This window comes from Flaviaestuariibacter terrae (assembly GCF_054777635.1).
The window spans coordinates 400420-413426 of record NZ_BAAHAL010000006.1 but is presented as its reverse complement, the minus strand read 5'-3'; the positions used below and the strand labels follow the sequence as shown (position 1 = coordinate 413426).

General features: G+C 57.8%; 16 protein-coding genes. 4 read left to right on the top strand and 12 right to left on the bottom strand.

Annotation, left to right across the window (positions count from 1 at the left end; translation table 11 throughout):
* Positions 1-61: 61 nt before the first annotated feature.
* The 6 genes from ACYU7Z_RS02480 to ACYU7Z_RS02455 all read right to left on the bottom strand — a co-directional run bounded on the left by ACYU7Z_RS02480 (position 62) and on the right by ACYU7Z_RS02455 (position 5791).
* On the bottom strand, positions 62-1456 hold the full coding sequence (locus ACYU7Z_RS02480) for a serine hydrolase domain-containing protein (RefSeq protein WP_460567103.1): 1395 nt from the start codon (positions 1454-1456) through the stop codon (positions 62-64).
* A 54-nt stretch (positions 1457-1510) separates the two neighbouring features.
* Positions 1511-1828 carry a DUF6984 family protein gene (locus ACYU7Z_RS02475; RefSeq protein ID WP_460567102.1) on the bottom strand — a complete coding sequence of 106 codons (318 nt, stop codon included), beginning with the start codon at positions 1826-1828 and terminating at the stop codon, positions 1511-1513.
* Between the two features lie 29 nt (positions 1829-1857).
* The gene (locus ACYU7Z_RS02470) at positions 1858-2325 is read right to left on the bottom strand and encodes a DinB family protein (protein WP_460567101.1); all 468 of its coding nucleotides are present in this window, start codon (positions 2323-2325) and stop codon (positions 1858-1860) included.
* Positions 2326-2388: 63 nt separating this feature from the next.
* Positions 2389-2763 (bottom strand): VOC family protein, encoded by a 375-nt coding sequence (locus ACYU7Z_RS02465; RefSeq protein ID WP_460567100.1) that lies wholly within the window; start codon positions 2761-2763, stop codon positions 2389-2391.
* Between the two features lie 95 nt (positions 2764-2858).
* Positions 2859-3308: a hypothetical protein gene (locus ACYU7Z_RS02460; protein ID WP_460567099.1), complete on the bottom strand. Its 450-nt coding sequence runs from the start codon at positions 3306-3308 to the stop codon at positions 2859-2861.
* A 176-nt stretch (positions 3309-3484) separates the two neighbouring features.
* Positions 3485-5791, bottom strand: coding sequence for a M61 family metallopeptidase (locus tag ACYU7Z_RS02455; protein WP_460567098.1), 2307 nt, complete (start codon positions 5789-5791; stop codon positions 3485-3487).
* Between the two features lie 217 nt (positions 5792-6008).
* On the opposite strand from ACYU7Z_RS02455, the gene ACYU7Z_RS02450 reads away from it, so the two are divergent.
* Together ACYU7Z_RS02450 and ACYU7Z_RS02445 are read left to right on the top strand one after the other, a co-directional pair.
* On the top strand, positions 6009-6293 hold the full coding sequence (locus tag ACYU7Z_RS02450) for a hypothetical protein (protein ID WP_460567097.1): 285 nt from the start codon (positions 6009-6011) through the stop codon (positions 6291-6293).
* A 147-nt stretch (positions 6294-6440) separates the two neighbouring features.
* A complete protein-coding gene (locus ACYU7Z_RS02445) occupies positions 6441-6608 on the top strand; it encodes a DUF2256 domain-containing protein (protein WP_460567096.1) in 168 nt (55 codons plus the stop codon).
* Between the two features lie 126 nt (positions 6609-6734).
* On the opposite strand, the gene rimO is transcribed toward ACYU7Z_RS02445, so the two are convergent.
* The 6 genes from rimO to rpmB all read right to left on the bottom strand — a co-directional run bounded on the left by rimO (position 6735) and on the right by rpmB (position 10575).
* On the bottom strand, positions 6735-8048 hold the full coding sequence (rimO, locus tag ACYU7Z_RS02440) for a MiaB/RimO family radical SAM methylthiotransferase (protein WP_460567095.1): 1314 nt from the start codon (positions 8046-8048) through the stop codon (positions 6735-6737).
* A 121-nt stretch (positions 8049-8169) separates the two neighbouring features.
* On the bottom strand, positions 8170-8634 hold the full coding sequence (locus ACYU7Z_RS02435) for a hypothetical protein (protein ID WP_460567094.1): 465 nt from the start codon (positions 8632-8634) through the stop codon (positions 8170-8172).
* Positions 8635-8680: 46 nt separating this feature from the next.
* Positions 8681-9637: a signal recognition particle-docking protein FtsY gene (ftsY, locus tag ACYU7Z_RS02430; RefSeq protein WP_460567093.1), complete on the bottom strand. Its 957-nt coding sequence runs from the start codon at positions 9635-9637 to the stop codon at positions 8681-8683.
* A 211-nt stretch (positions 9638-9848) separates the two neighbouring features.
* Positions 9849-10022: a DUF4295 domain-containing protein gene (locus ACYU7Z_RS02425; RefSeq protein ID WP_460567092.1), complete on the bottom strand. Its 174-nt coding sequence runs from the start codon at positions 10020-10022 to the stop codon at positions 9849-9851.
* An 89-nt stretch (positions 10023-10111) separates the two neighbouring features.
* Positions 10112-10294: a bL33 family ribosomal protein gene (rpmG, locus tag ACYU7Z_RS02420; protein ID WP_460567091.1), complete on the bottom strand. Its 183-nt coding sequence runs from the start codon at positions 10292-10294 to the stop codon at positions 10112-10114.
* 44 nt (positions 10295-10338) lie between these two features.
* Complete coding sequence (gene rpmB, locus ACYU7Z_RS02415) at positions 10339-10575, bottom strand: large ribosomal subunit protein bL28 (RefSeq protein WP_460567090.1); 237 nt, start codon at positions 10573-10575, stop codon at positions 10339-10341.
* Between the two features lie 246 nt (positions 10576-10821).
* On the opposite strand from rpmB, the gene ACYU7Z_RS02410 reads away from it, so the two are divergent.
* On the top strand, positions 10822-11358 hold the full coding sequence (locus ACYU7Z_RS02410; protein ID WP_460567089.1) for a DUF3575 domain-containing protein: 537 nt from the start codon (positions 10822-10824) through the stop codon (positions 11356-11358).
* Between the two features lie 135 nt (positions 11359-11493).
* Entirely contained in the window at positions 11494-12897 is a 1404-nt protein-coding gene (gene lpdA / locus ACYU7Z_RS02405; protein WP_460567088.1) for a dihydrolipoyl dehydrogenase, read from the top strand.
* Positions 12898-13007 lie beyond the last annotated feature (110 nt).

Below are 13007 nucleotides of genomic sequence, written 5' to 3'. Positions count from 1 at the left end.
TATCGCGCAAAGCTACAACGAAGCTGCGGCAAAGCTTGTTAATCCATACCTGGCGCTTCCCTTACCGGATCGCTGCCAGGACCTCGGAAAGAAAGCGGTTCTCGTCGATAGGATTTTGACCGAGGCGGACGACGATGACCTTGCGGGAAGGAATGACATAAACCCCTTCCCCTCCGAAGCCTTTGGCGTAATAGAGGTCGGCCGGCGCGCCGGGAAACTTGCGCTGCCCTGGGTGCTCGGGGTCGTTGCCATTGAGCCAGAACTGGTAGCCATAGCGGTGATTCGGATCGCCGGCCGCGGGCCTTGTACTCGCCGCAACCCAGCCTTCGGGAAGGATACGCTCGCCGTTCCAGACGCCGTCCTGGTAGTACAGTAAACCAAAGCGGGCGAAGTCGCGGGCCGTCGCATAGCTGTACGAAGAGCCGATATATGTTCCGGAAGCATCGGGCTCGAGCAGTGCCGAGCGCATCCCGATGCGGTAGAAAAGTGCTGTGTAGGGAAAGGCTGCGTAATGCTCCTCGCCTACCGTTTGCCGGATAATCCGGGAGAGAATATTGGAGTTGCCGCTCGAGTAATTGAATACCGTTCCGGGCGCGTACCGCAGCGGCCGGGCCGCGGTAAAGGCCGCCATATCATCGCTGCGAAAGAGCATATTGGTCACTTCGCAGGGCTTTGCATAATCTTCCTCGAAGTCGAGCCCGGAGCACTGCTGCAGCAGGTCGCGCAGGCGGATGGCTTCGCGGTTGCTGCCCTTCCATTCGGGTACCGGCGCGGGCGCCTCCGGGTTCAGCTTTCCTTCTTTCACGAGAATGCCGATCAGCGCACCCGTAAGGCTTTTCGACATCGACCAGCCGATCTGCACGAGGTTCTTGTCCACACCCGGGGAGTAGCGCTCGCCAACGATCTGGCCGTTATAAACTACGAGGAAGGAACGCGTGAGTCCCGGCTTGCCGGCATCGCTGGAAGCCGCCATCAGCGCGTGGTCCATCGCCAGCGACAGTTTCTCCGGATCGATCGCCACGGGAAAGGAGTCGGCCTTCCGGTCGCCCATGGGCCAGGCCAACGTATCGGGTACCTGCGGCCTTGGAGGCAGCACAAAACGCTGGGCGCGCACCTCCGCCTCGGGACGCTCGTTGAGCAGCGTACAGCCAACGCCGTTGCGGTAAATCGCCTTGTGCCGCGCGAAGCCCCACACCGATACCGACACCGAGCTGTCGGCTCGGTTCACGTTGTACGAAGCAATTGAGAACGGGAAGCCGGCTAGGTCCTCGCGGCGCACGGACGCGGGATCGCGACCTTGTAGAAATACGGCCGAGGCCATGTTCTTGGCGAAATAACCGCTGATGATCGGGAAGGCGCGCCAGGCATAAAAAACGCCATACGCCAGGCCAAGCACGAGCACCAGCACCAATGCCTGCAACAGGCGGCGCAACAGGGAAAGCTTTCGACGGGACATGCGCGATACTCTTTGCGTAAAGATGGCACAAAAACAGCTCGCGCCGGCCGTTGCTTAGTCGTCGAGCCGCACGCGGTCGGGTGTGGGGTAGCGCAGCAGCGGGCTGAAATCCATCTTCCAGATGTCCAGGTCATACAATTCGCCGTGCTCGTTGACGGTGAGCGTCAGCAGAACACTCTTGCCGTCCTCATCGCGGTAGCTGGCCTCCACGAGGTCCTCCGGCGTTCCGCGACCCGACAGCTGAATACCCCCGAGTCCGCCTTCGCCAAGGTTCTCGACTTCGCCGGGTATGGCGTAACTGCGCCCGCCGGGGGCGAGCGAAACGAGGTGCTCGATCAGGAGGCGCTCTTCGGGCTTTATAGGTCGGGCCATAGTGTTCTTTGAAGCGATGAAGATAATCGTTACGAGATCTTCCGCAACCGGGTACGGATATAATCGACCGTATCGGGCTCCACGCCCTGCGCCCGAAGCATTATTTGCAGCTGCGCACGGTGATGGATCGAGTGATAATTGAGCTGCAGGGCAATATCGGCGGCCGTTGCGGCCCAGGTGCCTCCATCAAGACCGGTGAAGGTCAGCTCCCGGTCCAGCTCATCGTCGGTATGTGTGGCAAGGTAATCGAGCCAGGACTGCAGGCTCCGCTCCCACTCCGCTTCGAGCTCATCCGCGTCATACACCGGGTCCCACCAGTCGAGGAGCTGCGCCTGCTGCTCGTTGCTGATACGGGCCATCCATTTGTTCTGGCAATTAATGAGGTGGCTGAACAGGCGCAGGGCAGCCGCCTTGTCGGGCAGTAAGCGTATGCGCTCCGCTACTCTTCGGTTGGCGCCGTCGTTAAAGCGGAATGTGTCAATCAGGTACTGTTGCATGGAATTGCTGTGCGCGTTGAACGCTGATACGGAAAATGTTTGCAGGTATTGTATTTATACGGGTCAGCTCGGCTCCCAGAGCTCGATCTTATTGTCTTCGAGATCCATGATGTGTACAAATTTTCCGAAGTCGAAGGTTTCGATCTTGTCGAGGATCGTGACTCCTTCCGCGGCCAGTTGCTCCACGAGCGCTTCGAGGTTCTCAACGCGGTAGTTGATCATGAAATCCTTGCCGGAAGGCGCGAAATAGCCGGTCGTTTCGGGGAATGGGTTCCATTGCGTCGTGACCGGTTTCGACGGGTCTTTGCCCGGCTCCGTTTCAAAGCTGACCCCATAAGCGCTCACGTCAAAGCCAAGGTGCGTTTGGTACCAATCCTTCAGCTTTTTCGGGTCCTTGCATTTAAAAAAGATGCCCCCGATACCCGTTACTTTTTTCATCGTTTTGGTTTTGGTTGTGCAGAATCCCGGGTTCAGGTTTGAAGCCGGCCGTGCAACTAAGATAGCCGTTTTGCCCTGACGCGGAAAGCAGCAGCCTACTGCTGCAGCCAATCGTCGGTGAACCGCCTGCGCCCGAATCCAAGGGTACCGAATTCATCCTCGCCTTCCGCCGCCACGCAGCCCAGTCCCTTGAGCATTGTATTGATCACGCCTTTCCCAAAGCGGATCGTACGCTGGCGCTTGCCGCCTTCCCACAGAACGCCCGCCTCGTGCCCCTCTCCGGCCCAGTGCGTCACTTCCGCGTAGGCAATCGGCCCGGATATCGAGGCCGATGCCAGTGCCGTTTCAATGGGCGCCGTCAGCAGCTCAAAGCCATCGAGGGGCTCTGCGGCAACGCTTCCGTTCATTTGCTCCTGCAGTTCGTCGCTGAGTGGAATGAGGAAAATGTCCTGGCCGAGCGGCACATTCCGGGCAAAGATGTACTGGCTGCAGATCCGCTGGATCGGCTCGAGCGCGCCGATAAATCCGTAAAATGAATAGGCCATAGTGATAGTTTCCCGGTCTGGCGAACAAGTTGGGCTTGCGTCGAAAGCCAGGTAGTGACCGGCTTTCGTGCCGGCAAAGATAGGCTGCGCCATGCGCGCCGCTCCGGTCTCCCGCCAAAGCAAAAAAGAGGACGCCCCGGGGCATCCTCTTTTGTTAAACGTTATCGTGAGCCGCACTATTTTTTCAACAGCGCTTCCGGGATAGTCAGACCGCCTTCCTCATCCTGCCAGCTCAGGTTGCTGATCCACCAGCGTCCTCCGCTTTTTACCAGCGTCAGGTAATTGATGCCGCGCTGCTCCACCTTGCCACCGGGCGTGAAGCGGTACTGGTACGCCGAGGCCACCGTGGCGACGTTTCCGAATTGCTGCACCTGCCGGCCGATCTCCTCTTCATAAAAACCCTGGCGCGCAAACAGCGGCCCGTTCATCTGCACGTATCGCTGGGGCGTGAAGTCCTGGAAGCGGCCACCGGGGCCCGCGGCGCCCATTTTAGCCCCGGGCCAGAACAGGCTGTAAAAGCGGTTCCAATCGCGGGCACCCGCGGGACCGGAGATCACGCCGTAGGTTGCCGCGATGATCGCGTCGAGGCTTTCCACATCACTGGTAGCGGCCTTCGGCGGATCTTTGACTTCGGGCGTGCCCTGCAGCCAGGCCGTACGCAGCGCGCGCTGCTGCGGCGTGGGCGTTGGTAAAAACTGGAGGCGCGGTTGCTGGGGCATAAGCTGCACCGGGCTGCTGAGCGTCAGCGTATCGATGCGCCCTTCCGTATTTCTACGGCCGATCTTCACCGTGAACGGCGCGCCTTCCTGCATCTGCGCTTTTACCTGCGCACCCCGCTCCGCAAAATTCGACGGGTCCAGCGCTACGCCGTTTACCGCGTAGATCTCGTCGCCCATCTTATACCCGAGTGCCTTACCGAAGGCGTTCGGCTGGAAGGGTCCGAAGATCTGGAGCACACCCTTTTCGTTGGGCTCGATGATAATGCCTCCGAAGGAGGCCATCTTTCCACCCGGCGACAGGGAAACGCCCGCCAGGCCGAAGTACTCGTCGTACGGAATAGGTGCCGGCCCGGCCACATACTTCTCGAGGAAAGCTTTTGCCTCCGGGTAGGTGAGCTCGCCGATCACATCAAACAGCTCGGGGTCGTTGAAGGCGCGGTACTTCCCATAGCGCACGCCGAGGTCGTAGGTGAGGTTGCGAAGCCCGTAGCGGCCGCCACTCTTGTCGAGCAGCAGCAGGTCGAGACAGGCGGCAATGAGTGCACCCTTCTGGTACACGTTGCCGTATTGCGCGGCCCACTTGTCGGTGGCGCCGGTGCTCAATTCGGTAAAGGGCAGCGTGTCGATAAAGGCGGTGCGCGAGTAATTGATCTTTTGCGTGAGCCGGTCGAGGAACTGCTGTGGCGGAATGAGGCCGTACTTCACCTGTGCATGGTGAGCCGTGTATTCCGTTACCCCTTCGTAGAGCCACAGGTGGCGGCTCATCACCGGCTTGTCGAAGTTGAATTCCTTCACCTCGCGCGAGGAGATCGTAAGCGGGGTGATGATGTGAAAGAATTCGTGCGACGACATGTCCACGATCCCTTCCTTCAGCTGGTCGGCATCGCGCTCCTGGAGATAGTAATACGAAGAGGTCGGGTGCTCGAGCGCGCCGCCCAGGCCCGGGGCAAACGAATGCTTCGCGCCCGGCTCATGGAAATAATAAAGGAACGCGTAGCGATCCGCCGGAAGACGGCCGCCGAGGTATTGCCGGGCGGCATCGAGCATATCGCTCATCCACGAGGCGATCTGCGCCGCATGCACTTTACCCGCCGGGGCGTATACCGATACCAGCACGCGGCAATTACCGACCTGCACGGTGGCCGTGTCGGGCTTTGTGTACATCACCGGGTAGTTGTACAGCTCGTCGAGGTTGGACACCGAGAAATCGTCGGATTCCGCGCTGCTCCGCACAGGCGTGAGGCTCGTCGAGGCCCACATGTCGGCGGGCTTCCTGATCGCAACATCGAAGGGAAGGTTGCGCATCCCCTCGAGGTAGCCAAGCAGGCCGGGAAAGTTCAGCGAGAAGTTCCTGCCCTGCTCGAAATTGGTGGCCGCCATGGGGTACACCTGGTGCTTTGTACCGGTGGCATCGAAGATGTCTTCCACCTCGTAGCGAAGCCGCGCGAGGCGGTTGGCGCCGGAGATCCGCCACTGGTTGGTATTGAGCTGCTTTACGGGCAGCGACTTGCCGGCGGCGTCAAAGGCCTGCATGTCGTGGATGAACTTTCCGTAGTCCGCGATGACGTAGGTGCCGGGGATGATCTTCGGCATCGAGAAGGTGATCGAGCTGGCCCCCACCTTCGGGGTTTCGAGGTTTACAGTCAGGGCATCGTTGTGCAAGCCATTGAGATCCATTGAGTAACGATAGCGCTCCTGGGCACCTGCGGCAGTAGCGGCAAGCAGTACCCCAAGACTGAGCAGTTTGGATAGATGTTTCAACATTTTTTGGGTATTTAGCGCCCGCGCGAGGCGGATTCCTGTTCAAAATAGCGCGGTCCGATTATTTAATGAGTACTAAAAGGATGAACGGACACAGCCGCCCTTTTGTCAGCCGAATGTTAAATATTGTTGCAACATCAATTTGCTCATAAACTTTGGGGACCTTTACGCGTTCTCAGATAGGAAAGATTCACTTTAACGGACATAAATACATTAGCTTATGCGTCGTGAACGGGCAGTTTTAGCCAACACAATACCCTTCAACCTGAAGACCCTGCAGCAGATCGAAGACCGCGGATTCAAATACGTACAGGTCAAGGGCTTTACTACAGACCGGCATTATGACTATGTGGAGCCCCAGTTCCTGGTGCTGTTCCCGATGCGGGAGCTGCCTACGGACCAGGACCAGAAAGACATTTACGAGCCGGTAAAGAGCGACCTGCTCAAGCAGTGGGCGAAAGACGAGCAATACGGCATGCCCGTAGTGATCGCCAAGGTGGCCTAACAACCGCTTCGCCCGTGGGAATTCTCCGGAGTTTCCAGGTTACCAGACATCTTTTGAAAATGTTCCATATGAAACATTTTCAGGGGGACCTTTGCCCCCGAACCGAAAATCCCCGCAACACAATGCGGGGATTTTTGTTTTCCTGTCGTGAATCGGAAAGCAGTCAAGAAAGCCGACCTGCCGCAAAAGACCTGCGCCAGCTGCGCGCGGCCCTTTACCTGGCGTAAGAAATGGGCGAACGTGTGGGAAGAAGTAAAATACTGCAGCGAGCGCTGCCGGAGAGAAAGATGTTCCAAGGGTTCTGGAGGTTCTTAGGTTGTTCGGCGTCATTGCGCGCGCAGCAACCCACAGGATTGCTTCGCCCGCAATGACGGGCTATCCTGGAGAGGCTGCAGAACACAACCGTCAAAACCTCCAGAACCCTCCAAAACCCTGAAAACTTTAAGACCCTACAACCGTCCCTTCCAGGTCGTAGTCGTAGGCCTTGTCGATCTTCACCTGTACAAAGGTGCCGGGGGCGAGCTTTTTATCTGAGCGGATGATGACCTCGTTGTCCACCTCCACGGAGTCGAATTCGGTGCGGCCCAGGTAGCGGCCTGCCTCTTTCTTGTCGACGAGCACCTTGAAGGTCTGCCCCACTTTTTCCTGGTTCTTTTCGAGGGAGATCTCCTGCTGGACCGCCATGATTTCCTCGGCGCGGCGCTGCTTTTCTTCGGCGTCGATATTGTCTTCAAGGCCGTAGGCCGGCGTATTTTCCTCGTGCGAGTACGTAAAGATGCCCACACGGTCGAAGCGCTGCCGCTCGAGGAAGGACTTCAGCTCCTCCACATCGTCGAGGGTTTCGCCGGGGAAGCCGGCAATGAGGGTGGTGCGGAGGCAGATGCCGGGAACCGTCTCGCGGATGGCCTGTGTCAGTTCCTCCATCTCGCTCCGGGTGATCTGGCGGCGCATCGCCTTGAGCATATTGTCGGCCGCATGCTGCAGCGGCATATCGAGGTAGTTGCAGATATTGGGACGCTCGCGCATAACGTCGAGGATCTCCATCGGGAATTTATGGGGGTAGGCGTAGTGCAGGCGGATCCACTCGATCCCGGGCACGTCGGCAAGACGGTTGAGCAGGTCGGCGAGGGCGCGCTTCTTATACAGGTCGAGGCCGTAGTAGGTCAGCTCCTGGGCGATGAGCAGCAGCTCCTTCACCCCTCTTTTGGCAAGCTGCGTGGCTTCCTGAACAAGTTCTTCAATGGAACGGCTCGTATGGTTGCCGCGCATCAGCGGGATGGCGCAGAAGGCACAGGTGCGGTTGCAGCCCTCTGCGATCTTCATGTAGGCGTAGTGCTGCGGCGTGGCCAGCAGGCGCTCGCCTACGAGCTCGGCGCGGTAGTCGGCGTCGAAGCGCTTCAGGATGAGGGGCAGCTCCATGGTGCCAAACCAGGCATCCACTTCGGGGATGCTCTGCTCGAGGTCGTCGCGGTAGCGCTGCGAAAGGCAGCCCGTTACATATATCTTGTCGAGCTTGCCCTTCTGCTTCAGGTTCACCTGCTCAAGAATGGTATTGATGCTCTCCTCCTTGGCTTTGTCGATAAAGCCGCAGGTGTTCACGATCACGATATTGTGGTCCTTTTTGGCGCTTTCGTGCACCACGTCGGTGCCGGAGGCCTGCAGCTGGCCCGAGAGAACCTCGGAATCCACCATGTTCTTGCTGCAACCAAGCGTGATAATGTTGACCTTGTCTTTCTGGAGGGATTTGGCTTTCATGAGCCCGCAAAGGTACGCGCCCCGGGGGCGAATAACGAACAGGGAGCAAGGATTTAAGAATAATAAAGGACGAAGGCCAGACCGCTCTCCTCTCCCGGTTCCCTGTTACCGGGTCCAGCCCCTAAAACGCCAGCCGGATGGGGATACTGAACCGCGTGGCCGTATTGGAGCTGCGGCCCGTGAGGCGGAACATCGGCCGCCAGTCGACACCCACGTTCAGCGGCGTGCCCTTGAAGCGAACGTCGATACCGAGCACGGGGCGCAGGAAGAAGTCGTTGGCGTTGTTGTAATACTTGTACAGGGCGAGTGCGCCGCTGATACCGGCCACCCACTGCAGGCTCGTGCGGCCCGGGAAGTCGCCGTTGTAGTGGTATTCCGCGTCGAGCACGGTGGTGAGGTTGCCGAAGAGAACCGCCAGCTCGGTGGCGTGGTGCCGCGTATACAGGTGCTTCCACGACGGGCCTATCCAGGAATCATAGCCGAATTCAAAGCGGCCACCGATGGCGTTCCGGTACATGGGGGCCTTCTGTGCGGCCGCGGAGCCGTACAGGAAGAAGCAAAGAACGAGCAGGAAGGGAATTCGCATCGTGGCTTTTAGGCCGATGGCAAGCAAATCCTGCGCCCGGGCGGCGTCAGGATTCTTTCAGGCTGAAGAGGGAATCGACAAACTCGTTCTTGTCAAACACCAGCAGGTCGGTCATCTTCTCGCCCACCCCGATAAACTTGACCGGGATCTGGAACTGGTTGGCGATGGCCAGTACCACGCCGCCTTTTGCGGTACCATCCAGCTTCGTGATGGCCAGCGCGGTAACGTTGGTCGCGGCGGTGAAATGGCGGGCCTGCTCCAGCGCATTTTGACCCGTGGAGCCGTCGAGAACAAGCAGCACCTCGTGGGGCGCCTCGGGAAGCACTTTCTGTACCGATCGGTGGATCTTGGCCAGCTCGTCCATCAGGTGGGCCTTGTTGTGCAGGCGCCCGGCGGTATCGATCAGCACCACGTCGGTGCCGCGGGCAAGGGCGCTCTGGACCGTATCAAAGGCAACGGCCGCCGGGTCGGAGCCCATGGCCTGCTTCACGATGGGAACACCGCTGCGCTCGCTCCAGATGGTCAGCTGGTCGACGGCGGCGGCACGGAAGGTATCGGCAGCGCCGAGGAGCACGCTTTTGCCGGCCTTCTTGAAATTATGGGCAAGCTTGCCGATGGTGGTTGTTTTGCCCACGCCATTGACACCCACTACGAGGATCACGTAGGGCTTGGCCGGAAGCTCGGAAGTAAAGTCGTAGGACGAGCCGCCGACAAGGATCTCGCGGATCTCTTCCTGGAGAATGCGGTTCAGGTCTTCGGTGCCCATGTACTTGTCGCGGGCAACACGCTTTTCAATACGGTCGATAATGGCTACGGTGGTGTCGATGCCGACGTCGGCCGACACGAGGGCTTCCTCCAGGTTGTCGAGCACTTCCTCATCGACGGTGCTTTTGCCCGCGATGGCCTTGGTCATCTTGGTAAAAAAGTTCTCCTTCGTCTTCTGCAGGCCTTCGTCGAGGCTTTCCTTTTCCTTTTTGCCGAACAGCTTATTGAAAAATCCCATGGGGCGCAAGATACTTACCTTCCGTCATTGCGAACGCAGTGAAGCAATCTCATTCGGGCGGGGAGCGAGGCTGCAACAGAGTGCACCCGTTTCAGGTCGCATCGTCCCCACGGCTTCGCCGGCTCCCGCGCAATGACGGTTACAGCTGACTGTAAAAGACAAAAGCCGTCCCTCAGGACAGCTCCGCCAGAAAATTTATCAACCCCAGCGATTACTTCTGGGCGAGGAAATCCTTCACCTTGTCTTTGTGAACGATCTGCTCCTTGAAAGTGTAGGCGCCGGTCTTGGGGCTGCGTACAGCCTTGATGACTTTGGTCCAGTTCTTTGCCTCGGCGGCGGCCTTCTGGTCTTTTACTTTTGCGTTTTTGGATGCTGCTTTTGCCATGATCCTGGTAGTTTGCTAATGAGGTAATGTGCTAGTGTGCTAATGTGGCGTACTAATTAGCACATTAGCTAATTAGCACATCAGCACATTTACTTGATTTCTTTGTGAACAGTGACCTTCTTCAGGTTCGGGTTGAATTTCTTCAGCTCGAGACGCTCGGGGTTGTTCTTTTTGTTCTTGTTGGTAATGTAGCGGCTGGTGCCCGGAACGTTCGTGTTCTTTTGCTCGGTGCACTCCAGAATTACCTGTACGCGGTTGCCTTTCTTTGCCATTGTAATGCGTTTTTAATCGTTTCTAATGATCCGGGCGGGATTCATTAAATATGCTGACCCTTGGCGCGGAGCTCTTTTACGACGCTCAGCAGGCCATTTTTGTTAATCGTACGGATGGCATCGGCCGACAGCTTCAGCGTGATCCACTTGTTCTCTTCTGCCAGGAAGAAACGCTTCGTCTGAAGGTTCGGCAGAAAACGACGCTTGGTCTTAATATTAGAGTGAGAAACCTTGTGACCACCGATCGGCGTCTTACCCGTAACCTGACATACTCGTGCCATGACTTTGGAAAATTTTGGAGTGCAAAGGTAGGGATCCTGCCCAACATACCCAAAGAATCGCCGTATTTTTTTGTTAAGCAACGGAATAGGTAACCGATCGCCCCCGGTTCATACGGTTATTGTACCAGTTGGGTCCGGCAAAGATCGGGTTGATCAGTGTACCGAAAAATTACCGATAGTCAAATTTTTTTATATGGAACAGCTTTGATTTCTTTGCTGCTCATTATTAACAAACTCAACTGTATTATGAAAAAGGCTATCCTTGCCCTGGGTTTTGCCGCCGTAGCTTTCGGCGCCCAGGCCCAAAAAAGCAACGCCATCAAGGTAAACATCCTGAGCCCCATCGTTAAGTCCGGTTCGTTCTTCTACGAGCGTGCTATCGGCGAGAACAAAACGGTTCAGCTCGGCGTTGGTTTCACCGCCTACAACAAGAGCGACGTGAAGTTCAACGGTATCTTCCTGACCCCCGAGTTCCGCTTCTACCTGAACGGTGAGGCTATGAACGGTGTGTACGTAGGTCCCTTCCTCCGCTACCAGAACCTGAAGATCGAAGACAAATCGGGCGGTACTTCCGACAAGGCAACCCTGAGCACCTTCGGTGGTGGCGCAGTAGTTGGCCGCCAGTGGATCTTCGGCAACGTCGTAACCCTCGACCTCTTCATCGGACCCAGCTACAGCACGGGCACGGTGAAGTACGACGACGGTGCTGGTAACACCTCGATCCCGGGTTCCCTGAACGGCTTCGGCGTTCGTACGGGCGTTACCCTGGGTGTAGCTTTCTAATCAGAAACAAACCTTTCCGATAAGCCCCGCCGCGTGCGGGGCTTTTTCGTGCCCTTTCCTTAGCTTCGTGCCGCTTTACGCAGCCCCGCCGCAAGGGCAGGGACATCCATCAACTTATAAAATTCTGCATTCAACATGGCTTACGACGTTGTTGTTATCGGCTCGGGTCCCGGTGGTTACGTGGCCGCCATCCGCGCCGCCCAGCTGGGCTTCAAGACCGCGATCATTGAAAAAGAAAGCCTCGGCGGCATCTGCCTCAACTGGGGTTGCATCCCCACCAAGGCCCTCCTCAAAAGCGCCCAGGTATACGAATACATCCAGCATGCCCAGGACTTCGGTATCGAGGCCTCCGGCAAGCACAACTTCGAGGCTGTCGTTAAGCGCAGCCGCGGAGTGGCCGACAAAATGAGCAAGGGCGTCCAGTTCCTGATGCGCAAGAACAAGATCGAGGTGATCATGGGCTTTGGCAAGGTCGTGTCGAAAGGCAAGATCGAGGTAACCGGTGCCGACAACGCCAAGCAAACCGTTGAAGCGAAGCATATCATCCTGGCCACCGGCGCCCGCGCCCGCCAGCTCCCCGCCATGCCCATCGACGGCAAGAAGATCATCGGCTACCGCGAGGCCATGGTGCTGCCCCAGCAGCCCAAGAGCATGATCGTGGTCGGCTCCGGCGCCATCGGCTGCGAGTTCGGCTACTTCTATTCCACCATGGGCACCAAGGTGACCATCGTTGAGTTCCTCCCCGCCATCGTGCCGGTGGAAGACGCCGACATCTCCAAGGAGCTCGAGAAAAGCTTCAAGAAGAAAGGCATCGACGTAATGACCAATGCCGAAGTGACCCACGTGGACACGTCGGGCAACGGCGTTGTGGCGACCATCAAGACCCAGAGTGGCGAAGTGAAGCTCGAAGCCGATATCCTGCTGAGCGCCGTGGGTGTACAATCGAACATCGAAGGACTCGGACTCGAGGAAACCGGCATCAAGACCGAAAAAGGAAAGATCAGCGTCGATAAATTTTACCAGACCTCCGTTCCGGGCATCTACGCCATCGGCGACTGCGTACCCGGCCAGGCCCTGGCACACGTGGCTTCTAAGGAAGGCATCATCTGCGTGGAAAACATCGCCTACAACGAAAAGAAATACCAGCACCAGCCCGAGGCGCTCGACTACGGCAACGTTCCGGGTTGCACCTACTGCGTTCCCGAGGTAGCCTCCGTAGGCATGACCGAGAAGCAGGCCAAGGAAGCCGGCTACGAGCTGAAGGTGGGCAAGTTCCCGTTGTCGGCTTCGGGCAAGGCATCGGCAGCAGGCCATACCGAAGGCTTTGTAAAGGTGATCTTCGATGCCAAGTACGGCGAATGGCTCGGCACCCACATGATCGGCTACAACGTAACGGAGCTGATCGCGGAGACCGTAGTGGCCCGCAAGCTGGAGACCACCTACCACGAGGTGCTCAACTCGATCCACCCCCACCCCACCATCTCCGAGAGCATCAAGGATGCCATCGAAGTGGCGTACGGCGAGGCGATCCACCTGTAAGCACGCAGATCGCGCAGATAACGCGGATAAATACACGAGGCCCGTCGCTTTGCGACGGGCCTCTCTCATTGCGCGCTATGATAAAAGGCTCGCTAAGCGAGCCTTTTATC